Genomic DNA, 24296 nt, shown 5'->3' on the forward strand with positions numbered 1-24296 from the left:
GATAACATGTCCGCAAACATGAAGTTGCTCCCGGCAATTTTGACGGCTTTGTTTTTCGTCGCCTGCAGTGACGATTCTTCTGCAGACGTGGGCTCGATTCCCGAACCGTCTTCTTCAAGCGTTGAAGTTCCCGCCCCCGAAGCCTCCAGCGGGGCAGTCTCTGTCCCCGAATCCTCCAGCGACAATACGCCCGCCGAACCAGAATCCTCCGCAAACGAAATTCAGTGGAATCGCGCCAACTTGACCTGGTACGAATCCTACCCTGATGAAGGCAGCGAAGAGTGCATTGAATATAATGGTTGCGAATGGGCAGGTTGGTTTGCAGGTCTAGATGAACAACAGACCCCAGAATGGGTGGCCGAAAACAACATCATTGCCGTTCACGAAAAGGACTGGAATACATACAAGTTAAAGACATTCCGATTACGTAAAGGCGGACACGAAATTGACGCCGTAGTGTACGATATGTGCTCTGACGCAGACTGCGACGGTTGCTGTACCAGGAATGCAGGCGCTCTCGGATTCCTCATCGATATCGAGGTCAACACGAAGGCCCGTTTCGGAGGGCAAGGTTCCGGCGTTGTGGAATGGACTTGCCTCGACTGCAATCCATAAGCATCATAGACTTATCCCGTTGAGTAAATTTCAACTTTTATAAAAAGGGTAGACGTTTTCTTTCGTACGTTCCACCCTTTATTTATATAGCTTGGTATTTGTTGTTAAAAAAAAGGGGTTGATTATGAAAAAGAGTGTATTGGGAGCAGCTCTTGTAGCTGCGTTTAGTTTTGCCCAGGCAGAACCGTTTCCTACCGCCCAGCAAATCTTTGAAAAAATGGGTTTGGGCATCAACATCGGAAACACCATGGAAGTGACGGTAAATCCCACCTGGTGGGGAAACAAGTTCCCTACAGAAGCTTATATCGACACAGTAAAAGCCGCCGGCTTCAACACCATCCGCATTCCTTGCGCCTGGTATAGCCATTCCAACGCCATGAGTCGCGACTCCAGCACAACAGATATTGTCCCCGGAGGCAGCGCCAATGAAATTGCTTCTAGCTGGATGGATTCCGTACAGACCGTTGTCGATTACTGCATGCGTGCAGGCCTCGTGACCATCTTGAACATCCATTGGGATAGCGGCTGGTTAGAAGAAAAACTGAACGACGCCGATAAAGAAAAGGTTAACGAACGTCAGAAAGATTTCTGGACACAGATCGCCACCCGCTTTAGGAATTATAACGAAAATCTGCTTTTTGCCAGCGCGAACGAGCCCGCTACGACCGACGGCAACTACCAACATGAAACAGAAATCCTGATGGATTACCATCAGACGTTCGTAAATGCAGTTCGTGCAACAGGTGGAAATAACGCAAGCCGTACCTTGATTATTCAAGGACCTTCCACTAGCATCGACCGTTCCGTAGAAGTCTACCCGGCAAACAAGATGCCTAAGGATGTAATCGATGGTCGACTTATGTTCGAAGTGCATTACTATGATCCGTCACCGTACACCATTGTAGGCGAGCCAGTAGACTGGGGCGCCATTGTGGAACCGCAATATTACTGGGGCGAAGAAAATTACGCCACCGGCGCAGACATCGTTCATAACTGCGGTTACAACCCCTGGGGTGGCGCTATGGGAACCCCCTGCAGCGCCGACGATGCCATGAAGGCCTTCAAGAAGATGAAGGAAAACTACGTGGACAAGGGAATCCCCGTAATTATCGGGGAATACGGCGCCAATGACCGCGTGAATATTCTTGAAGGTGATGACTATGCAAGGCACCGTAAGGGACGTATCGGCTGGTACACCGCCGTAGCCAAGGCCGCTCTAGAAAACAAGGTTGTTCCCATCGCCTGGGATACCGGCCACGAAGGCAAGAATAACATGACCATCATTCAGCGTCAATCAGTTGACGCAGCGGTCTTCGATGTCGAGATACTGAACGCCTTGCGAAAGGTCTACGGCATGGGAGATTACGTGAACACAGGCATCACCCACGTCGATGACTTCACCAGCGAGAATACAACCAAGATTCGCACGAAGCCCATTACCAACATCAAGGCACCTACAGGCGACAACCGTATTTTTGACATGAACGGAAACCTGGTTCGCGGCAAATTGCGTCCCGGCTCCTACATATCAAAACAGGGCGGTACAACCACCCGCTTTAACGTAAAATAGTCCGACAAGTTTTCTTTCCTCACCAAAAGAAGCTGGCGAATTGCCAGCTTCTTTTTTTGTTAGACGTTTTCTGTCGGCTTTAAACCGCCAAAATTTTCGCTCTGAAAGTCCAGTTTCCAAGATGCTTCTTGTTCAGGAGCAAATCCTCGTAGACGATTTCCCTAAAACGGTTCCGTGAATAGAATTTGGCATTGTTCTGGGAATTGGTAACCAGGTAAAGGTCGCCGCCACCATTTTTGGCAATGTAAGAGAAAATGCCTTCTTGCAGCATGCGGGATCCGTAGCCCATTCGCTGGCATTCAGGCGCCACGGCGAAATTGCTCAGGTGCCAGTGTGGTTCCTTGATGCTTTTGCAATGACGTTCCAGGCGGTCCATCATACTGGCATAACCCAGCAGGTTAAACATTCCTCCGGAAAATGCCGCCCGGAGCGCCCCGTTCTTCAGGTATTCCCCCAAAGTCATGGTCTTGTGCCAAGGAGCGTCCATGCAGGCACAACAGACGATACGATCGCCCTCGACGCCCACAAACAGCATTTTTCGCTTGAAATAGATGTTCACCGCCGTACGATGAATGGCCCAGGTAAACCTGCGGTAGCGTTTTTCGCACTTGGGGCGGTAAATATTGCTGAACTCGTAAGGCATAAAAGCCTCGGAGCACACCCTAATACATTCCTTTAGTTCTTCTTTTTTCGCTAAACGGAACTCCATATCCTAGCCCTTCCAATCCAGTTAAACCTAAAGTATGTTATTTATGGGCAGAAAAATAGGTCAAATTTCTTATTTTTCGCAAATTTCGTCATTTTTACATAGCGCGCCCCTGGTGTGACGTAGACCTCATCTTTTGATTTGGAACACATTTTATGGCTTACAGCCGACCGGAAAGGTAAACTTTCATATACATTTGTTGAAGATATTGCACCGCTTATTTTGACGCACATCAAAGTAATGGTCCCAAACAGCCATCCCCTATTTAACTTTAGCCTTGGTTGTTTGGTTTTTGGTTGGTTAAATGGGATTTTCCCGCAAAAAGGAGTAACGATGAACGTCTCTAGACTTTTGAGCCTGGTTGCAGGCTTTGGCCTCATGGCAAGCATTTCCGCTTTCGCCCTCCCCAAGGCTTCTGATATTTACCCCAAGATGGGTTTGGGTTACAACATCGGCAACACGATGGAAGTGCCCAACGATCCTACCAACTGGGGCAACATTGTGCCGAACAAGACCATTATCGATGGCATCAAGGCAGCCGGATTTAACACCATCCGCATTCCCTGCGCATGGTACACTCATTCTACAAACGGCGTCATTGACGAAACTTGGCTCAAGACCGTCAAGGACGTAATCGACCTGGCTATCGCCAACGACATGTACGTGATGCTGAACAGCCACTGGGATAACGGTTGGCTGGAAGACAACGTTTTCGACGGCGCCCATATCGACCGCAACGGACAGAACAGCACTACCGACGCCAAGGCCATCGCCGAACTCCAGGGCAAGTTCTGGACCCAGATCGCCAACTATTTCAAGAGCTACGACGAACACCTGATTTTCGCCTCCGCCAACGAACCGGGCGTTAACGACCACCGCGGTTCTGGCGCCGCCTACACCGACAACGGTCAGCTGGGTTTTGGTGCAGACCGAATGAACATCCTTAAGGATTACCACGAAGCTTGCCTCAAGGCAGTGCGTGCAACTGGCGGCAACAACGAAACCCGTACCGTGATCGTGCAGGTTCCCCGTACTGAACACGACAAGGCCGACTTGCTCAGCGCCCAGTATCCCGAAGATCCGGCCGGTGCAGGTTACACCATGGCCGAATTCCATTACTACCCCTACCAGCTGGCCTTTATGCCCGCCGACGAAAGCTGGGGTAAGGTGTACTACTATTGGGAAGACCAGACCACCGGTGCTGACGCCGCCCATACTTGTTCCGGCTCCGCAACCGGTTCCAAGAGCGACATCGAAAAGACCTTCTCCAAGATGCAGAAGCTGTTCTCTGACAAGGGCATCCCTGTGGTGATCGGTGAAATGGGTATTGCAGGCCACTACACCCTTAGCGGTTCCGACCTGGAAATGCACCAGAAGGCTCGCGCCGCCTGGTACGGCTACACCGTGGCAACCGCCAAGAAGCACGGCCTCGTTCCCGTTGTGTGGGATACCGGCTTTGAAGGCACCTCCGCCAAGATCGAAGACGGCTCCATCAACGTGAACAACTTTACCATTATCCGCCGTCAGGCAGCTTACGGTTCCGATCTGGGTTCCGTTGTTGACAAGCAGGTCATGAACGCCATGGTCACTCAGTTCGCCGCTGCAGAAGAATACACCCCCGCACAAAAGATTGAAGTCAAGGAAGGCGACAAGGCACTTTGGGTTACCTACAACACCAAGATCAGCACCGCAAGCGAAACTGGTACCGTCCGCCTCAACTTCAACGGTGGCGTAGACTGGTCCCAGTACACAGCAATTTCCTTCCAGCTCCGCACCGAACCTGTTTCCGTCATTGGTTGCGTCGGTGATTCGACCAAGGGTTGCAATGGCTACGCCTGGACAAGTGTCGACGCCTTTGGCATGAGCACGGCAGCAAGCAGCTGGTCCGACTTCCATCTGGGAGCCATGGAAGATTTCAAGAGCGTACTGAACACTGTTACCATCAAGCTGGTTGACGCCGATGGCGACAAGGCAGAAGGTCTCAAGTTCAAGGACAAGTCCAAGGTGACCGCATTCGGAATCAACATTTACGCCACCCAGCTCCAGGGCACCATGTACCTGAACAACATCGTCTTGATCAAGGCTGACGGCACTTGCGATACCCTCCAGAGCTTCGACGCTGATTTGCCGGATACCGATGGCATTGCCAAGGCTCAGCTCATTGTCGCCAACGCAGACGGCACCGGTCCCGAATTTGTTGCAGGCATCAAGGCCGTGGCCGCTGTCAATAGCAAGATGTTCGTGAACGTGCAGCAGGGTTATGTGAACGCCACCTTTACCGCAGCCAAGGCAGGTGAAGCTTCCGCCAAGCTGATCAACGGTCTGGGTCAGGTTATCGCCTCCCAGAACTTCACCGCCCATGCAGGGGCCAACACGGTTCAGCTCACCACCGGCTACCGCGGCGCCGCCATGTTGCTGGTCAAGCAGGGCAGCCAGAAGTTCATGCAGAAGGTTATTCTGAAGTAATGAACTAGGTTCGCAAAAAAGTACTGCATACCTTTGATTACGGCCCCTCCCTGGAGGGGCCGTTTCTTTATAAAGTATGCGTTGTAAATTCCGATACCCATGTTGAGAACTCTACACCGGCTTTTTCAACAGCGGCACGAAAAAACAACTAATGCTCCAATCCGGAATATAAATTGTCCTTAAATAAAACTAAGGAGCAATTATGAACTTCAAAAATGCATTCGGTCTCGCCTGCGCCACTTCTTTGCTGGCAAGCGCTTCTGCATTCGCAGCACTTCCCAAGGCCGCCGATCTGGCAGGAAAGATGGGATTCGGTTTCAACATCGGTAACTCCCTGGAAGTCCCCAGCAACCCCACAGCTTGGGGCAACCCGTTCCCCACCCAGGAACTGCTGGATTCCATCAAGGCTGTTGGATTCTCTACCGTCCGTATTCCCTGCGCTTGGGATTCTCACGCTCCTAACGGTGTCATTACCGAAACCTGGCTGGACTCCGTAAAGACCGTCGTTGATTTCGCAATCAAGAACGACCTCTATGTGGTACTGAACATCCACCACGAAGGCGAAGATGGCTGGTTCCAGACTCACATCGGCGAAACTGTAGAAGCCGCAGTCGACACCAAGATGAAGAACTACTGGACCCAGATTGCAAACAAGTTTAAGGATTACGACGAACACCTGCTTTTTGCTGGTGCCAACGAACCGGGCTCTAACCTGGGTGATAATGACTGGAACGCAGCCCATGCTCAGACCTTGATGCATTACTACCAGACCTTCATTGACGCTGTCCGCGCTACTGGCGGCAACAACGAAACTCGTACCCTGATTATCCAGGGCACCAACACCGACATCGACAAGTCTGTCACCCACATCAAGCCCAACATGCTCCCCACCGACAAGCAGGCAGGCTACATGATGTTCGAAGTCCATTACTATAGCCCCTACCAGTACACCATCATGCCCAGCGAACAGGACTGGGGCGCACCTGGTGGCGAAAAGATTCTGACCCAGTATTTCTACGGTGATTACCAGAGTGCCGATGCCAAGCGCAACGCAGGCTACAACGCATGGACAAATTCCGTCGACGCTACCGTCAGCACCGGCGCCTACGTCGACAATCAGTTCCAGAAGATTGCCCAGGCTTACGGCATCCCCGTCCTGATTGGTGAATTCGGCGCCAACATCCGCTACCCGGAACTCAGCGGCGAAGAACTGCAGAAGCACATCGAAGGCCGTATCCAGTGGCACCGCGACGTGGCCAAGGCCGCCAAGAAGAACGGCGTCATCCCCGTTATCTGGGACATGGGTAACGAAAGCACCGAAGCTTACGACAATATGGCTTATCTCCGTCGTCAGTCCGCTCCCATGGGCAAGCTGCTTGACGCAGGCGCCATCAACGCCATCCGCGAAGTTTATGGTCTCCCCGCCATCAGCGGCGCCTCTACTCCCAGTTCCTCCCAGGTTGTGGAAGGCGACAAGGCTGTTCACATTTCTTACAAGACCGTACAGTCTGACACCAGCGAAGCAGGTACCTTCCGTATCGACCTGAGCGGTGCAAACTGGAGCGACTATGTGGCCATTTCCTTCGACATGCGTGTCGCCGGTACTGTTGCAGGCCCCTGCCTGGATCAGACTCGCGACGGTTGCGGCGAATACGGTTGGGCAAGCGTTTCCCTGTTCAACATGTCCGGCAACTGGAAGTGGAAGGAAGTCAGCCTGGGCAACGTGGATTCCCTCGCTGCACTGGGTCTGAAGAACTACAAGGTTGAATTTGGTGAAAGCGCCAACCAGATGGCTATCGTCGACGCCAAGGGCATGAAGGCTATCGGCATCAACATTTACGGCACCCAGTTCACCGGCGACATGTACCTGGACAATATGCTCCTGTGGAAGGCCGACGGTACTGTTGACACCCTGAACAACTTCGACAAGAAATCTGGCACCTTCGATGGTATCGCAAGCGGTTCTCTCATTGCAGCAAACGCAACCGGCGACTGGGGTACATCTACTACTGCCGCCATCAAGAGCATCGCCGCTACCAACAACAAGGTGATGGTCACCGCCCAGAACGGTCTCGTTACCGCCACCTTCAACGCCCACAGAAGCAGCCAGGCTTCCGTCAAGTTGCTCAACAGCCTTGGTCAGGAAATCGCCTCCAAGAACTACACCGCCATGCAGGGCCTCAGCACCGTTCAGCTGAAGACTGATTACCGCGGCTCCGCTCTCCTGGTCATCAAGCAGGATAACGTGAAGTATGTTCAGAAGGTAACCCTGAAGTAAGCGGTAACGCTTCTAAAAAACTCAAAATCCTTGCGCGACTCAGGAGTGTGTTCCGCAAGGCGGGTCGGTAAAGTGGCGACATAGCCGACCCGGAGATTGTCGCCAAAAATTTGGTCCCTTGGTTTGGGAAGACGGTCGCAGACGTGCGGCCGTTTTTTTATCCGTCCAGTCTGAAGATTTCGTCTAGCTGTTTGTCGTCCATGTCGGCAAGCCAGGTTTCGCCGGCGTTCACCGTCATCTGGGCAATAGCCTTCTTGGATTCCAGCAGGGCGTTGATCTTTTCTTCGAAAGTACCCTTGGTAATAAAGCGGTGGACCTGCACATTGCGGGTCTGCCCGATTCTAAAGGCACGGTCCGTGGCCTGGGCTTCGATAGCCGGGTTCCACCACAAGTCATAATGGATCACCTGGGAAGCCGCCGTCAGGTTCAAGCCCGTTCCCGCCGCCTTCAGAGAAAGAATCAGCACCTTGGAATCAGGATTTTCCTGGAAGTTCTTCACCATGGCATTACGCTGGGTCTGGGAACAGCCGCCGTGATAGAAATCCACCTGCAGCCCCATTTCTCGCTGAATCACTTCCTGGAGCAGGTCGCCCATTTCGCGGAACTGGGTAAAGATTAAAGTCTTTTCGCCCTGTTCCTGGATAGAGGCCAGCAGGTCCAAAAGCATACGGAGCTTTCCGGAATCTTCCACCTTGCCCTCCCCCACCTTCAGGAATGTTCTGGGATGGTTGCAAATCTGCTTTAAGGCCATAATCATCTGAAGAATCAGACCCTTGCGCTTGAACAGGCTGCCACCCGCCGGCACTTCGGCCATTTCCAGGACATCCGCCGTGGAATCGTCCATAGAAATGACGGATTCCCCATTCATAGCCGCCAACTGGGCCATAAAATCGTCCAGGGTATGCTTGTAGAGAGCCGCCTGGCTCTTGGTCAGTTCGGCGTATTCGTCCTGCTGGATCTTATCGGGCAGGTCGCTAATGATGGTCTTGTCAGTCTTCATGCGGCGAAGCATAAAGGGGGCGGTAATATTCTTGAACCGTTCGGCCACCGCCTGGTTATTGAACTTCTGAATAGGAGTCTCGTACTTGTCGCGGAACTCGGCCTGACCCGGCAAAAAGCCGCGGTTACAGAAGTCCATGATGGTCCAGAATTCCAGCAGACGGTTCTCCACAGGCGTACCGCTCATGGCAATTTTCATGGGAGCCTGCTGGGCTCGCAACAGACGGCTCTGTTCACTGTCGGCATTCTTGATATTCTGGGCTTCGTCAATAATCACCACCTGCCAGCGCATGTCACGCAACTTCTTGTGATCCAGGCGGTAAGTGGAATAAGTGGTCAGCAAAATATGGTGCTGGAACTTGTCCAGTTTGCGTCCCGGGCCGTGATAAGTATAAACGGAAAGCTCCGGCGCAAAGCGGGCCACTTCCATTTTCCAGTTGCACAAAAGGCCTGCAGGCACAACCACCAGCACGGAGCCGGGGCCAGGGATACCCTGTTCATCAAACCACCCCCGGGGTGTAATCTTGCCTTCCTGCTTGATCTTCAGCAAGAAGGTAATCACCTGGAGGGTCTTACCAAGACCCATGTCGTCGGCCAGGATACAGCCAAAGCCCATTTCAAGATTCTTATGCATCCAGGCATAGCCTCTTTCCTGGTAGGGTCGCAATGTGGCATTCAGACCTTCGGGTAACGTAAGGGAAGTATCCGCACGCCATTCATCCAGCTGGGCCTTCAACCCGTCGGTCATGGTAATGGGAACTTCGTCGCAGCGGCCCGTCAAGGCAGCCTGCAGCAGACGTGCCGTAGAGAATATGGTCTGTGAAGATTCTTCTTCCGAATCCTCAGACGAGCCGTTTTCCGAGCCTTCTGCTGTGCCCTCACCCGACGTATCCACCCCAGCGGCACCAGCCTTTCCAGAAGCCTTCTTGTCTTGCAGTCGCTGTTCCAGTAGCTTCAAGTCGTCTTCGCTGTATTCCACATACTGGGACTTCATCTTCAGAAGACCGCCGGCGTTCTTCGCCAGCTTCAAAAATTCCTGGGCAGAAACAGTCTCGTCGCCAAGGGCCACTTCCCAGTCAAAGTCCAACAGGTCGCTGGCCTTAAAGGCGCCAATGCCAAGGCTACCCTTAAGCCTCATCTGGGCCTTGGGCTTGGCAATATTCAACAGCGACTTGGGCAGTTCTGTCTTGATGCCGAATACTTCAAACTTCTTGATTCCATAGGTAACGAATTCCTTTAATTCGGCACCTTCCAAAATCAGCGTTTCCGACCCGCGATTTTCCAAATAAACCTTCATAGGCTTAAAGGTTTCGGCCACGCAGTTCAGCACATTCATCAACGCCAGAAGCCTCGGGTCGTTAGCGGCAAAAAGGTTTGCCAGGGGCGAGCGCACCTTGGTCTCGCCATCCTCTTCCACAAACACTTCCAGGCCAACAGCCTTGCCCACTTCACCGCAGACAAACACAATCTGATTGTTGAAATCCAGGGAGTTGTAAACCGAGAACCACTTCTGGATTTTTGAGGGGATCTTCAGGCCGCCGGCAGCCAGGCGCCCGGATTTGCAGTCGAAGAAAAATCCCAGCAAGTTGTCGTGAACGCTTTTCTTGCTGCTCTGGGCCGTGCGGGAAAACCGCAAAAGTCGACCGATAAAAATGGAAAGGATATGTTCGGCAGCCTGGGCCAACTCCTTGCGCACCGGCACCTTTTCAGGCGGGTTCCCGGAATCGTCTTCAGCCCCTTCCTTGGCCACCATCTTCTCGTCAAAGGCGAAATCGTCGGGCACGAACTTTTCCAGTTCCATGACCACATTCAAGACGTCGGGGAGCATTTCGGCAGGGAGCCAGCGGACTTGTGCCGTAAAGCTGTTGACCCAGAACACCTGGGGGTAAATGGCACCGCAACGGACAAGGTAATAGGCCACCGTCAAAAGCTGGTGCAGGTAGCGCACCGTCACATGGTTATGCCACACGCAACTCTGGTTCAGGCGGCACAGAGCCCCCATGATGTTCTCTACCGCAAGGCCAGAGGCCACCACGCGGTCTTCTACCAGCTGGTCAAAAGTCCAGGACCAACCCTTGGCATGGATAACCTGCAGCCGTTCCTTTTCCATAAGGAAGGTGCGGGCGTGATAAATGCCGAAGTCCTGGGCGAACTGTTCGAAGGTTTCGAAATGATTGTAAAAGCTGCGGCACCGTTCCAGTTCGTCGACAAAGCTCTTCTTGAAGTTTCCGCCGGGGCAGAAATCCGGGAAGTTGGTGAGCATGGCCGGCAGCACATGGGAATAGTCCCGCCAGTCCTCAAAACGGAACATGGGAACGCGGGGCGTCTCTTCGCGGAATCCGGGAAACACATGGACCAGCGCCCGCTCCATGGGCACATCCGTTTCCACATTCTCGGGCTTGTAATCCTTCAGGAACGTCAGGTCCAGACCGTGAATCTTGAACAGCACCAGCGGGTCGGCGGCAATCTTTTCTGCCATTTTCAGAAAGGTGGAAATCACGTACTTGCAGGGCAGAGCATCCCTGCAATCGCAGTTCATGTTCACCCGGCTGGCCGCGTCAAAAAGAGTGAGTCCACTTTTTTCAAGCAGGATCTCGATGGAAGGGTTGATGGAATCGTGGGATATGGCCACCAGGTCTGCAGGCTGCTGCTTCAAGAGCCCTACGAAAATATCGGCCTGTTCCTTGGGGAACTTGGGAAATACGATGTAGTTGTCGTGGGAGCCCCCATTGGGGCCCTTCACCTCGGAACGCACACGATTATCCATCACGTCTAGCGACGTGACTTGACCCCTCGCCACATATTTAAGGGCAACCTCTACATCATGGGACGATACGCCGGCAAGCAAGGTGTCGAGCCACTTCTTGCTCCACCACGTCCCTCCATAAACTCCATATTCCATAACGAGCGCAAATGTAATAAAATTACGGCACTTTTGTGCAGCTCTTCGCGCTCTACTTTCTGAATTTAGCCAAGGTCTGCTTCAGCTGTGCTACGTTAATAGGCTTTGCCAGGTGGCCGTTCATGCCCACTTCCTTGCACTTCTGGGCGTCTTCTGCAAAGGCGTTAGCAGACAGGGCAATAATGGGGATCAGGTTGCCATCCTTCTTTTCAGACAGGCGGATCCTCCTGGTGGCGTCATAGCCGTTCATCACAGGCATCATCAGGTCCATCAGAATCAAATCCAGGCTACCTTCAGGGGTACGTTCGAAAACCTTTACCGCCTCTTCGCCATTGTTAGCGCAAGTCACCACCAGGCCCATGTCTTCCAGGAAGTTCTGTGCGATTTCCATATTCAGGGCGTTGTCTTCCACCAGCAGCACACGCATGCCTTCCACCGACACATTCTCGGTAGAAACCTCTTCCCTAGCCAGGGGATTGTGGTTGATCTTGAAGGGGACCGTCACGGCAAAGCGCGTACCCATGCCCTCTTCGCTATGGACTTCGATATGGCCGTTCATCTTGTCTACCAGGCGCTTTACAATAGCCATGCCCATGCCGGATCCCTGGTAGGTGCTGCGGGCGTCGGAGTGCTCCTGGGCGAACGGTTCAAAGATATGCTGAACAAAATCGCTGCTCATGCCAATGCCCGTATCATCCACGTGGAAGCAGTACACCACCTGGTCTTCCGTTTCGCTAATCATCTCGGAATGGCAGAACACGGAGCCGCCGTGCCTGTTGTACTTGATGGCATTGGTCAGCAAGTTCAGAAAAATCTGACGGACATACAGCGGGCTTCCAATAAGATCCCTATGCTTCAGGCTTACGCCGCAGTCATGATCCAGGGTCACGTTATTTTCGACAGCACGCAAACCGGCAATGGTGTAGACATCCGACAGCAAGTCATAAAGGTGGAAGGGTTCCTCGGCCAGAACCGTGTCTGCATCTTCCAGCTTGCTCATTTCCAGAACGTCGTTCAGCAAGGAGAGCAAGTGGTTGGCCGCCGTGCGGGATTTCTTGCGGAACTCGTCGCGGGCCTCGCCCTCGATTTTCTTCATCTCGTCCAGTTCCAGCAAACCAAGGATTCCGTTCAGGGGAGTGCGGATATCATGGGACATGCGGGTCAAGAAGCTGGACTTGGCGGCGCTGGCACGTTCCGCCTTCTGGGCTGCGGCCTTCAGCTGAGCCTTGTAAACTTCTTCACGGGCCACCTCGTCGCTTACAGAGCGGATCACCCACAGCACACTGATACAGCGGCCATTGTCATCACGTTCCATGGCAATGAACTGACCTTCACCCCAGCCAATGTATGTACCCTTGAAGCGGACACTAATGGACTCGCGGCCACCCATGCGCAAAGGCAAGGTATCCAGGTTGGTAAAGTCGGTAATAACCTGTTCGTAGCCGGGCTCCACCATCTGTTCGCTCATGACCTTGAACTTTTCACGGGCATCCCCTTCCTGACCGATGAAGCTCTTGATGGCATCCACATCGGTGTGTCCCAGTTCGCGGAACTTGCCCGACGTTAAATCCACATAGTAAACACAGAAGTAAGCCCGTTCCAGGGCGGCAAAAACCTTCTTGCGGAATTTATCTTCATCCAGCAACATGGTCATGCGTTCCTTTTCCTTCTTTTCCTGGGTAATATCCAGGCCATACAGGATGCATTCCAGGTGTGAATTTCTGGGATTCATCAGCAAACGGACATGAATACGGCAAGGCGACAAGACCTCGTCCACAATAATGTTGTATTCCTGGTCAAAGGAAATATTACCGTCTACAAAGAACTTCTGCAGTTTTTCGCAAGAATAGTTCTGCACAAAGCGGATCTGTGACGCCTCATCGGGAATAAAACGTCCCATGTAAGCAATCAACTGGTCTACGGAACGGCAGTTCCTAAAGCTTTCTACAGAGCGGGACTTCCCGTTCAGGCCAAGCACCACGTTATCGGTTACATCCAGGTGGAAAATTCCAAACGCATCGGGAATGGAAGCGAACAGCAGGCTCACCTGGCTTTCATAAAGCTTCTCGGTACGGCGGATGTTGGTAATGTCCCAGGCGTACTCGATAAAGACCTTGCGTCCCTTCCATTCCGAAACCACGAACTTCTGCGACAGCACGCGCTTGCCCACTTCAAGTTCGTCTTCCTTGATCTTTTCGCCATCCATCTTTTCCAGCAGACAGAACGGGCAGGGGTTATCCAGACCCACCAGATACTTATGGCAGACCGCCCCCGACACAGAGGCTCCGGGAATAAAGGCCAGGCTTCGTGCAACAGGGTTCGCATACAGAATCTCGTGAGTCACATAATCGCACACGATAATAATCTGGTTCGAATGCTCAAAAACCTGCTCAAGAATCTCGGAACTGTCAGCCATTTCTCACCTCTATAAAAATGCGGCAAATTACAAAAATCTTACATCACGAAATATAAACAAAAAAAAAGTCCCCCGGAGGGGACTCTTCAATCTAGACCGCAAACAGGGCCTATTTTCGTCTAGAAGATTGAATTAGGAAGTCTGCTTCTTGTTCACGTGGGCTTCTACCACGTTGATCACGTAGTCGCCCAGGTGTTCACAGGCATTCACCACATCCATGTAGTGCACCGACATCTGGTAATCATACTTCTTGTCGTTGATGTCCACCACGTTGCGTTCCTTCAGGCTCTTGCGGTAATTGTTGATTTCATTTTCCACATTGCGTGAACGGTTATAGTCGGCACCGGGCTTGCCCTCTTCCACCTCGATCATATAGTCCAGAGCCACATTGCACAGTTCAATCATGTGGTTGATGTGCTTGTACTGATCTTCGGTAAAGTCGTCCTTGCTACGGAACTTGTGGTTGATGGCGCGGGCCATGTTGTAGCAGGCGTCGCCGATACTTTCCATTTCAGAAATTTCACGGAGCATGGAGCGGATGTTGCTCTTACTTTCAAGGGAGAGTCGGCCTTCGCTGACCTGGTTCAGGTACTTGGCGATTTCCACTTCCATGCTGTCACTGATGCCTTCATACTTTTCGATGCGGCTGAAGATCTTGGTAAACTCGTTTTCGTCCTTGGTAGTCAGAAGGTCGGGCACCATATTGAACATCTTCTTGCAGCGCTGGGCGAACAGCACGATTTCCTTGCGGGCTTCGAACAGAGAAAGTTCTGCGGTGCTGAGGATACCGCCGGTAATGAACTTCAGACGGAATTCGTCGTCGTCGGCCTTGTCCTTGATAATCTTGCAGATGAGCTTTTCCATAGGCTGGATGAACCAGATCAGGATCAGCACGTTGCACACGTTAAACATGGTATGGAAGCCTGCCACCGCAAAGGTAACGCCATCCTGGGCGGCCTTGACTTCTTCGGGAGTAGAAGGCTTGATAGAAGGATCGAAACCCACCAGGCTGCAAACCAAGTTGATGAAGGGATGGAACACGCAGAGCACCCACACCACACCGAACAAGTTAAACAGCATATGGGCAAGGGCCGCACGGCGAGCCTGGGTCGAAGCACTGAGGGCAACCACGTTAGAAGTGACGGTGGTACCGATGTTCTCGCCCATCACCAGAGCGATACCCTGGTAAATTTCGAGAGCGCCGCTGGAGCAGAGGATCAAGGTGATGGCCATGACTGCGGCAGAAGACTGCACACACATGGTCATAATGCTACCGATCAGCAAGAACAGCAAGGTGCTGGCAAAGCCCCACTGGCCGCAGGACTGCACAAAGTTCTGCACCGCCGGGATGTCGCCCAGGTGCATAGAGGCACCCGTGGTTCGCAGGGTGGTAATGGCGAACAGCATGAAGGCCAAGCCGAACAGGAATTCACTAAAGCTCTTGGTTCCGTTCTTCTTGGAGTAGCCCAGAATGATGCCCAGTACAAAGCAGGGGTACACCAGGTAGAGCATATCGAACTTGAACCCCAGCACCATGATCCAACCAGAGATGGTGGTACCGATGTTGGCGCCCATGATAATAGAAATGGCCTGCTTCAAAGTAAGCAGACCAGCATTAACGAAGCTCACGGTGAGCACGGTAGTAGCGGTAGAAGACTGGATGGTGGCAGTGACTGCGGTACCGGTGGCCACACCCATTACGCGGTGTTTAGTCATGGTACCCAGCATGGTACGCAGGGTGTTTCCAGTGAGTTTCTGAAGACCTTCAGACATGGTCTTCATACCGAACATCAAAAGTGCAAGACACCCAAGGAGGGTGAGCACAGCGAGTTTCATGTCCACAGCGGGCATATATTTTCCTATCTAGCCCATCCACAGGGCCGAGTTTTGCGCCGTTATCGGATCGTACAAGCGGATTCGCATTCGCAAGAGCGCTTTCACAGTAGTTCTGCTAGTCCGGGCTCACGGCGTAGTTTTCTGTTTGTATCAAGTGCGGCTAAATATAGAAAAACATGTGCTTATTTGGAACGGACCATGGCAACAGCCTGGCTGGCAATGCCTTCACCGCGGCCCGTAAAGCCCAACTTTTCGGTGGTGGTGCCCTTGATGCCGATCTGCTTTACATCCAGGTTCAGCACACGGGCGATGTTCGCCTTCATCTGGTCCTTGTGGGGGTTCACCTTGGGGCGTTCGCACATGACAATGGCGTCGATATTGATGATGTCGTAGCCAGCCTTCGCCACTTCCTCACCCACCTTGCGCAAGAGCTCCAGACTGTCGGCACCCTTGAAGGCAGGGTCGGTGTCCGGGAAATAGGTTCCGATATCGCCCAGGCCAGCAGCACCCAGCAAGGCATCGCTAATGGCGTGGAGCAGCACGTCGGCATCGCTATGACCCAGCAAACCCTTTTCGTAGGGAATGTCTACGCCGCCGATAATGCACTTGCGGCCTTCCACCAACTTGTGAACGTCAAAACCAATACCAGAACGATAAATCTTATCCATAATGAATCCTTTTTTATTTACGGCAGGAAATATAAAAAATCCCCGGGTTGCGTTTTTCAGCAAGCCGGGGAGATTTTGAATGTTTGTAGAACGACGATATTTAAGTCTGTTAATTAGTCCAAAGACTCACCTTCATCATTAAGCGACTGGAAGCCATAACCACAATCCTGGCTACATCCCAGAAGAGACGAAGTGCATTGTTACAGAAAGAACCGCGAGACGCAAAAGTAAAGGCTATAAACTTTTTCTTAAGCCGAAAAAGTCCTTCTTAAAATTTTCTCCAGCGCTAAAAAAACAAAATGCATAAAAAATTCCCGGCCTTTCGTGAAGGTCGGGGTTAAAATGTGTTCCGATTAAGGAGTTTTTATGCAGCATGTTCCTTTATCTCCTCGGTAGCCGGATTTTCAGTTACCGAGTCGTCAGCCAGCTTGGCCGTCTTGCCGCGGGTTCGTCGGCTATCGACCTGAGCCAGCTTGGTCTTGACCGCATCGTTCACGGAATCGATGAACTTGTCACAGGAAGCATCCCCCTGCGCAGCAAGAACCACAGCCTGGAACGCAACCAGTTCAAAAGCCAGGGAGCACTTGCGGCGAAGCTTGAGGCCACACTCATGTTCCCGCTGGCCATTTTCCGCATTACGATCCATGGCAGCCCTTTCGAAGTTCTTGTTGGCTTCGTCAAGGCGATCCACCCAGGTCTTGAAACCGCAGGCGTTCAGCACATCTTCGCCAAGGCCCCGCAGGCCGTTCACGACGTCATCCACGTAGCCCGTCATCTGCACCTGGTTCAAGCGAGACATATTCGAATGTTCAAATATCTTCCACACCTTGGCCCCGGCTTCTGCGGCACCCTCGTTAGGATAGTCCGAAGCCACGCTGGCCGCCTTGCGGCACTTAGAGAACAGGTTGCGTCGTTCCTCGTGCAGCAAGCTGGCCACATGGCCAACTGATTCGTCTGCATTCTTGTCCATGTATCTGCTGAACTCATTGTAAGCCAACTCGTAGTCCCTGACCAGGGGTAGCATCTGCTGGGCAGTCAACTCCTTGGCGAACTGCACGCCCGCGCTGTGAATTCCCTTGAACTCATCGTTGCGCATGGTTTTATAATGGATGTTCTTGATCTTCTTGAATTCATTCATATTTTTACCTCTTTGTTTTTACGTTATCAACATAACGTTCGTTTGTTGAGACAAGCATAAACTACAAAGTTCGTTTTTTCCAGACCAAGAATTTCAGGACTTTTTTTGAACATTTTTTCAAAATCTGCATTTTTCGTTCAAAAAAGCCAATTTTATCGCAAAAAAAATTTATTCCTTTGTATGGCAGAGCCCTTTCCCCTCACATCCTTGCCACTTTTTTCGAATGCAGAGCACTTTTCCCTGAGGGAATGAGTGCATTTTTTTCGTGCAGAGCGGTTTTCCACCGCGGTGAAAGTGCAACATTTTGCGGCAGAGCGGAATCACGTCTCACGGAAAGTGCAAATTTTTTCGACAGAGCGGAATTCCGTTTCACGGAAAGCACAAAATTTCTTGACAAAGCAAAATCCCGCCTTTGGGAAGGCGGGATTTTTCTTGGCAGAGTCCTTTTCCTTCGCAAGAAAGGCACTCCGTTTTTAAAATTTGCAAAATTCCGTTTTGCGGAAACTGCAATGTTTTTGGATTTTGACTAATTCAACTTCTTGAAATCGTCCCAACCTTCATCATCTGCAGGATCACTCTGACTGGCACTCAGCAAGGGAGCCGCGGTCTGAACATCCACCACAGTCATCTGGGGAGCTTCGTATTCTTTCTTTTCGATTTTCACGTTCATGATTTCCCCTACTTGACCATTACCGGTGTGCGGTCGTTAACGTAAACGCCATGAGCCTTAGGCGTATTCAGGCTACGGCCAGCGGCATCATGCCAGCGACCAGCCTTGGAAGCTGCAGTAGTCTTGACAGTCTTGATTGCAGTGACGTCTTCGTCACCTTTTTCATCGGAACCTGCGCCAGGAACGGACGGATTCACGATATAAACAGAGAAGGTTTCGGGCAGGTCTTCAACAGAAACAGCCGGAGCAAAAAGCGGTTCGCTGCCAGGAACGGCAGGCTTGTTTTGACCGCATTCACCCTGCATCATGTATCCGCGCATCGGATCCACAGCGACACCGGACTTGACCTTTATAAACTGGCCAACTTGGACAGGACCTGCGCCATCCACATAATTCTGAGCATCGGCTTCAGAAAGAGCAAAGCCAGCGAATCCATACACCTTGCCAATTTCAGCCTCATACTTGCCGCCATCCTTCCAGCCCTTAAGGGTCGTGGTTCCCATCATTCGCCATCCGCCGTTATTTGCACACGGATTATTCCAGGCATTGCCAGCAGTATTTGCATCAACGGTAGCCAATAATGTTACGGGAGATTCGTTGAAAGAGATCGTTTCACCCTCAGGCACAACGATATAAGCCGCATAAGAAAAAACAAACTGATCTTCTCTATACAAGCCAACCCTTGCGTTATCAACATCTACACTAGCCAACCTGTTGAATGTCGCACCGGAAACATTACCCGGAGCAATCTTAAAAGGCAGCATAACGGTTGCGGAAACACCTTTTTGAAACTTACGTTCCAATTTTACAGAATCCACCACAACATTTTCACTAATGTTGAAAGTTCTTTGAGCTTCAAGAATGGTAGCGACCAACTTGCCATTCACGCTATCAAACTTCACACTGCCTTCAGCAAGCTTATTCAGCTCAGCCAACGGTCTTCTATCCACATCTACTGCAAAAGCGGACACGGCCAGCGCGCCTGCAAACAGAGAAAAGAACAAACGTTTCATTCTTAAGACTCCCTTTGATAACATTACCAAACCAGGGTAAATTTAGAAAAACAGAAAAAATTTTCAATATTTTAAAATTGGGCTATGTTCTTTACGACCTAAAAACTTTTCGTCCCAAATTTAGGTTTTACCATATATATGGCAATATTCGGCCTGCTTTTTCTGTATGTTCTATCACATTTAGCACTTGATTTTTGATGTCCATAATAAAAGATAGCAGAAACCGCAGAACCCTAAATGCGTTTTCGTTGCTTTCCATGGCGCAAGTCGACATGGATACCGACGAGTTCACCATGATGCGAACCAACCAGTTTATCCAGGACACCCTGCCCACCGAAAAGAATTTTACCTTTTGCGTCAAAAAAGTGATGGAAGCCACCACGGATCCCGACTACTTGGAAGAGGTTCTCGCCTTTACCGACATGACCACCCTGAAGGATCGACTGAAGGACAAGAACACCATCACCCACGAATTTTTGGGAAAACATTTCGGATGGTGCCGCGCACGTTTCATCGCCGTGAAAGATAGCGAAGAAGAAGTTCTGCACCGCGTCATCTATGTGGTTGAAAATATCAACGAACAGAAGAACCGCGAAGCACACTTGACTTCCATGGCAGAAACCGACGCCATGACGGGATTGTTCAACCGCCAGGCCGGATCCACCAAGATCAAGGAAAAATTGTTCAACAAGGTGGATGGTATGTTCTGCCTTTTCGACATCGACAAGTTCAAGCAGGTGAATGATACGCTGGGGCATCAGGCTGGCGACGAGGTGATTATCGCTACCGCAAAGGCACTGCGCAAGGCTTTCCGCGACAACGACATTCTGATGCGCTTGGGCGGTGACGAATTTGTGCTTTTCGCCAAGGATATCACTACCGAGGAACTGGGCGCAAGGGTTATCCAGAGATTCTTTAATACGCTGGAAAACACCCAGGTGAAGGGCCTTGAAGATTATCGCATTTCTGTAAGCCTAGGTGCAACTATCGCAAAGGGCGGCGAAGCAAACTTCGATGAGCTTTACAAGCAGGCGGACGCTTGCACTTACGAAAGCAAGAAAGTTCCCGGCAAGTCCTTCACGTTCTACCGCGGTTAAGCGAAAACAATCCCCAAAATTCTTCCCTATTTAAAACCAACATTTATTCGTGAGTGCTGGGAGAAAAGTCGCCCCCGAAATAAGGAAATCGTCCCGACTTTTTCGTGAAGGATACAAAAAAATCCCGCATCTGCGGGATTTTTTAATGCTGTATTTGTTCTGCTTCGACTAGAGTGTTACAAGAACGTTCTCGTATCGATAGAACGAAAGTTAATCCAGGGATTCACCTTCATCATTAAGCGACTGGGAACCATAACCGCAATTATCAGAACAACAGAGCGGAGTCGCAACACCGTCCATCTTCAAAACGGTCATTTGAGGAGGACGCATTCTTTCTTTTCGATATTTTCGTTAATATTCATTTTTCACTCCTTACTTGACGATTACTTGCTTGCTGTAGAAGGAACCACGATTGGAAGGTTTCTTCTTCCGGGTCAATCACTTCGCCACCAACAGAAGGATCAACGGTCTTTATAGAATTGAGGCGATAAAGATCCGCAGCCGTTCTAATCTGATAACAGTCACGAGAATTTTTAACCATATTTACTTCTGCAGTGGGAGTCCATTTTATTAACATAATGTTTCCACCTGGTTTATTTTGTTACAAAAATAAAAATACGGATTATAAGCTGTAAATTTTTTTTCCAACCCCCTTGTGATATTCATCACTACGATTTTTATAAAAATTTTACACTCCTAAAAAAAACACCTTTTTCCCCTATATTCCAATCTATTGCGACTTTTTTTAGTGACACCAAGAGACCACTTAACTAAATTTGGAACTGAATTTTACCTAAGAAGTGGGAACAACATGATACGTACCCTAAAAATTTCAGCAGCAATCGCTATCGCCGGAGCATTCTCCGTCGCCCAGGCAGCAACCACCTGCACCGATACACCCAAACAGTACGGACCTATTACTATCAAAAAGGTCGGTAATAAATGTTTCGCAGAAATTGATGCAGATGGCGAACATCACAATGAGCCTGCGACAATCACTACCACAGAAACGGTGGATTCAGTATACTACTACAGAAAGAATTCTGCTACTAACGCAAAACAAACTATTGCATTGCCCGTATATCCATCTCAAGGGTGCAAACCCACATCTACCGGCGCGAACTTAAGCGATATTCGAAGAATTTATAAAAACAAAGATTCTGTTTGGACTGTGCTAACAAATCCAGTAACAACCTCTTCCACAGGATTCGAGGCAAACCGTCCTTATCTAATCGAGTTTGGGGAACGCGATAGTAACGGACTATATTTCAAGTTGGGCGGAAAAGATTGTACATTTGACCTGAACACCACTGATGGTGCTGCCGTCTCCAAATATTCTGCAGACCCTGATCCCAAATCACCCACTGGTTTAAAAGGAATTTGGGAATTCAAGGGAGTTTACACAACAAAGACCTGGGACGCAAACGATACAGAGCGAAGTCATTCCTATGGATTAGCTGGTGCAGGCACTATTGGAAAATTCGTAAAAGCAGGAACAAACGCCAGTGTTCCGCCCATGCGAGCTTACTTGGTTTACAATAGTCAGGGAACCATGGCAAAACCCGCACCGGGATTGTCTTTTGCATCCGCAGCAGACAACTCCGTCTTACTCCCCGCATCAATAGAAGTTATCGAAGAAGGAGAATGTTTCCAGGAAGGTGACGGCATCTTTGAAGTGAAGATGATCAATGACAAGAGGGTCGCCTGCATTGATGGCAAGAGCGACGCAAGACTGCAGACGTTGAGCATTCCTGAAGACGTGACAGTTGACTCTATTGCTTATAATAGAGAATTCAATATTGGGCAATACAGTGATGTTGCATCCACAGTCGTTCTACCCTTTGACATCGCAGGTGGATGCTTAAATAGCGCAACACAGCTCTACGAAATAGCAAATATCCAAAACAACCAAGGTTCATGGGCAGTTTATGCAGTTGGTTATTTGAACACGATGAAAGCAAACACACCCTACTTCGTTGTAGCAAGCAAGGCACAAATTGAGTTCAATTCTTCTGGATGGGACGGACCTTGTCAATACACGCTTAGCACAAAAAATGGCATAAACGACGCTGAATTCACAGCAGATTATAATAAAAACGATGGCAACCAGGGACTACCCGGAACTTGGACATTCAAGGGCACCTACGAAAAGATCACCTTCAATGAATCCTCAAAGAAGGGCGTCTATGGTTTCGCCGGGAATTCTCAAGGAGACAATATTACCGCAGGCCAGTTCATAAAGGCGGGTACAGGAGCAACTGTTCCGCCCATGCGAGCCTATCTCAAGTACAACAGCGCAGGCGTTCTTGCCAAGGCTGCAGCCGGCGCCGAAATCGCAGAAGAAGATCTTCCAGAAACCATCACCGTCAAGTTTATTGATGGCGACGGATCAACAACCGCCATCGGCACCATGAACACCACAACCGGTGAAATCTCCATGGACGAAAACAAATGGTTTGACATGAAGGGCCGCATGATGAACAAGAAGCCCACTGTCAAGGGAACATATTACAACAAGGGCCAAAAGGTCATTATCAAATAAGGGAATAGGAAAATGGAAATGAAAGAATACGTCGCACCGAAAATGACCATCGTTGACATGAAGTTTGAATCTTCCCTGCTTGCAGGCTCTGGTGATGGTCCCGATGTTCCGGAATACGAAGGCGAGTTCGGCCTCAACTTCGATGTTGAAAACACAAAGAACGCCTAAGTTTCGAGAATCTTGAAAAAGCCCGGCTTCGTTTGAAGTCGGGCTTTTTTTATGCAATAAAATTCGGTGGTAATTTTTTTCATACCTTGCAAAGGCCGCAGATTCTTCCCTATTCAAAGCGTCAATAGCACGAAGCCACTGAGCCAGCCGACTATGGTCATCCTTGAAGTACTCAGCGTGTTTCAAGAACTTTTTCACCTCCGCGAGGGTGATTGTCTGTTTACTGAAATACACGAGATCGTTCTGAGTCCGCATCTGGATTGTATAACGGTAATCCTTGCAAACTTTCCACGGGTACGTATCGAAAAGTTGAAAGCTAATTAGATTCAAGTTGTCCAGCGGACGCATGTCGTTTGGGGGCACCATGCGACTTGTATGACGGGCAACATAAAGCATCAACCGATCGCTAAAAATCGAACTACCGTTGTGCTGAACCTCCACTGAGATGATATCATCAGGAGGCTTTGTTCCGCAATATACAGGATGAACTTTCCGCAGCAAAACATCAGGTTCAACGTTCTTAAAGCCAAGTTCTCCGGGAATGTAAGGATTCGTGAGAGTCGGATTCTCTATACGTTCTTCGCCTTGCAAATTAAGAGCTGCATTCACCAGATCCGTGGTCAAGTCAAGATTTTCATTGCTTGCTAGAATTTTCTTGATGCAAGCATCGTTGTAGATATACACATTCCGGTCAGCATAAGGCTGAAAGATGTTATCAAGATCCTCGGGTCTTGCCCCATTTTCATTCTCCACCCTCAATTTTTTCAAAAGTTCGGCAAATTCTTCTCGTGTCATGTTACTCTTTATTCTTGTTCAAATGCCAAATAGCAGTTGAGGCGGAGTGAATTTTCCACCTGCTATATAACACGACTTTTTCAAGACGACGCTCCCGTTTTTTTTGTTTTTTTTCATCCCAAAAACAAAAAAGGAACCCACCGGCTGGGGGTTTTCATTTTATACAAAAAAAGGACCCGCGAGGAGTCCTGACGTTATGCGAAATGCTTGCAGCAGCTATTTGCCACTCTTAAGCCGTTCGATTTCTGCCTTGAGAGCAGCAATTTCAGCAGCGTTATCGGCAAGAGCATTGGCCTGATCGGCCAGTTTCGCATCTTTTGCCTTGCTTGCCGACTCCATCCTGCGAACCTTGCGTTCAAGGGCGCGGTATTCGTCTCCGGCGCTCACAAAGCCAAGCCTTTGTCCAATACTCTGGAA

General features: G+C 50.3%; 18 protein-coding genes and 1 pseudogene. 8 read left to right on the forward strand and 11 right to left on the reverse strand.

Features of this window, described 5'->3' with window-relative positions:
- Positions 1-18: 18 nt before the first annotated feature.
- Together MMG03_RS05085 and MMG03_RS05090 are read left to right on the forward strand one after the other, a co-directional pair.
- Complete coding sequence (locus tag MMG03_RS05085; protein WP_249505784.1) at positions 19-615, forward strand: hypothetical protein; 597 nt, start codon at positions 19-21, stop codon at positions 613-615.
- A gap of 124 nt (positions 616-739) precedes the next feature.
- Complete coding sequence (locus MMG03_RS05090) at positions 740-2185, forward strand: glycoside hydrolase family 5 protein (RefSeq protein WP_249505785.1); 1446 nt, start codon at positions 740-742, stop codon at positions 2183-2185.
- A gap of 79 nt (positions 2186-2264) precedes the next feature.
- Here the strand turns inward: MMG03_RS05090 and MMG03_RS05095 are convergent, their stop codons facing one another.
- Entirely contained in the window at positions 2265-2828 is a 564-nt protein-coding gene (locus MMG03_RS05095; RefSeq protein WP_073283954.1) for an N-acetyltransferase, read from the reverse strand.
- A gap of 396 nt (positions 2829-3224) precedes the next feature.
- Here MMG03_RS05095 and MMG03_RS05100 point away from each other — a divergent pair, with 396 nt between their 5' ends.
- Positions 3225-5357, forward strand: coding sequence for a glycoside hydrolase family 5 protein (locus MMG03_RS05100; RefSeq protein ID WP_249505786.1), 2133 nt, complete (start codon positions 3225-3227; stop codon positions 5355-5357).
- Between the two features lie 202 nt (positions 5358-5559).
- Complete coding sequence (locus MMG03_RS05105) at positions 5560-7635, forward strand: glycoside hydrolase family 5 protein (RefSeq protein WP_073235469.1); 2076 nt, start codon at positions 5560-5562, stop codon at positions 7633-7635.
- A 157-nt stretch (positions 7636-7792) separates the two neighbouring features.
- Here the strand turns inward: MMG03_RS05105 and MMG03_RS05110 are convergent, their stop codons facing one another.
- From MMG03_RS05110 to MMG03_RS05130, 5 genes are all read right to left on the reverse strand, one after another.
- Positions 7793-11536, reverse strand: a complete 3744-nt coding sequence (locus MMG03_RS05110; RefSeq protein ID WP_083539642.1) for an SNF2-related protein — start codon at positions 11534-11536, stop codon at positions 7793-7795.
- A 52-nt stretch (positions 11537-11588) separates the two neighbouring features.
- The gene (locus MMG03_RS05115; protein WP_073235465.1) at positions 11589-13952 is read right to left on the reverse strand and encodes an ATP-binding protein; all 2364 of its coding nucleotides are present in this window, start codon (positions 13950-13952) and stop codon (positions 11589-11591) included.
- Positions 13953-14084: 132 nt separating this feature from the next.
- Positions 14085-15803: a Na/Pi cotransporter family protein gene (locus tag MMG03_RS05120; protein ID WP_249505787.1), complete on the reverse strand. Its 1719-nt coding sequence runs from the start codon at positions 15801-15803 to the stop codon at positions 14085-14087.
- A 167-nt stretch (positions 15804-15970) separates the two neighbouring features.
- Positions 15971-16456, reverse strand: a complete 486-nt coding sequence (gene ispF / locus MMG03_RS05125; protein ID WP_073157352.1) for a 2-C-methyl-D-erythritol 2,4-cyclodiphosphate synthase — start codon at positions 16454-16456, stop codon at positions 15971-15973.
- Between the two features lie 364 nt (positions 16457-16820).
- Entirely contained in the window at positions 16821-17594 is a 774-nt protein-coding gene (locus MMG03_RS05130; RefSeq protein WP_073157357.1) for a DUF6261 family protein, read from the reverse strand.
- A 248-nt stretch (positions 17595-17842) separates the two neighbouring features.
- On the opposite strand from MMG03_RS05130, the gene MMG03_RS05135 reads away from it, so the two are divergent.
- The gene (locus MMG03_RS05135) at positions 17843-18124 is read left to right on the forward strand and encodes a hypothetical protein (RefSeq protein WP_249505788.1); all 282 of its coding nucleotides are present in this window, start codon (positions 17843-17845) and stop codon (positions 18122-18124) included.
- On the opposite strand, the gene MMG03_RS05140 is transcribed toward MMG03_RS05135, so the two are convergent.
- Both MMG03_RS05140 and MMG03_RS05145 read right to left on the reverse strand, forming a co-directional pair.
- The gene (locus tag MMG03_RS05140; RefSeq protein ID WP_249505789.1) at positions 18121-18264 is read right to left on the reverse strand and encodes a hypothetical protein; all 144 of its coding nucleotides are present in this window, start codon (positions 18262-18264) and stop codon (positions 18121-18123) included. The genes MMG03_RS05135 and MMG03_RS05140 overlap by 4 nt on opposite strands.
- Positions 18265-18272: 8 nt before the next feature.
- The gene (locus MMG03_RS05145) at positions 18273-19277 is read right to left on the reverse strand and encodes a hypothetical protein (protein ID WP_249505790.1); all 1005 of its coding nucleotides are present in this window, start codon (positions 19275-19277) and stop codon (positions 18273-18275) included.
- Between the two features lie 257 nt (positions 19278-19534).
- On the opposite strand from MMG03_RS05145, the gene MMG03_RS05150 reads away from it, so the two are divergent.
- Positions 19535-20374, forward strand: coding sequence for a GGDEF domain-containing protein (locus tag MMG03_RS05150; protein ID WP_249505791.1), 840 nt, complete (start codon positions 19535-19537; stop codon positions 20372-20374).
- 358 nt (positions 20375-20732) lie between these two features.
- Here the strand turns inward: MMG03_RS05150 and MMG03_RS05155 are convergent, their stop codons facing one another.
- Positions 20733-20915, reverse strand: a complete 183-nt coding sequence (locus MMG03_RS05155) for a hypothetical protein (RefSeq protein WP_249505792.1) — start codon at positions 20913-20915, stop codon at positions 20733-20735.
- 270 nt (positions 20916-21185) lie between these two features.
- Here MMG03_RS05155 and MMG03_RS05160 point away from each other — a divergent pair, with 270 nt between their 5' ends.
- Both MMG03_RS05160 and MMG03_RS05165 read left to right on the forward strand, forming a co-directional pair.
- Positions 21186-22916, forward strand: coding sequence for a hypothetical protein (locus MMG03_RS05160; RefSeq protein WP_249505793.1), 1731 nt, complete (start codon positions 21186-21188; stop codon positions 22914-22916).
- A gap of 18 nt (positions 22917-22934) precedes the next feature.
- Entirely contained in the window at positions 22935-23084 is a 150-nt protein-coding gene (locus MMG03_RS05165) for a hypothetical protein (protein WP_249505794.1), read from the forward strand.
- A gap of 78 nt (positions 23085-23162) precedes the next feature.
- Here the strand turns inward: MMG03_RS05165 and MMG03_RS16280 are convergent.
- Both MMG03_RS16280 and MMG03_RS05170 read right to left on the reverse strand, forming a co-directional pair.
- Positions 23163-23879: pseudogene (locus MMG03_RS16280) on the reverse strand (PD-(D/E)XK nuclease family transposase); the annotation flags it as partial.
- Between the two features lie 216 nt (positions 23880-24095).
- Positions 24096-24296: hypothetical protein (locus tag MMG03_RS05170; protein ID WP_249505795.1), on the reverse strand; the 201-nt coding region annotated here is incomplete at its 5' end.

This window comes from Fibrobacter sp. HC4, from assembly GCF_023373925.1.
In the GTDB taxonomy this organism is placed as follows: domain Bacteria; phylum Fibrobacterota; class Fibrobacteria; order Fibrobacterales; family Fibrobacteraceae; genus Fibrobacter.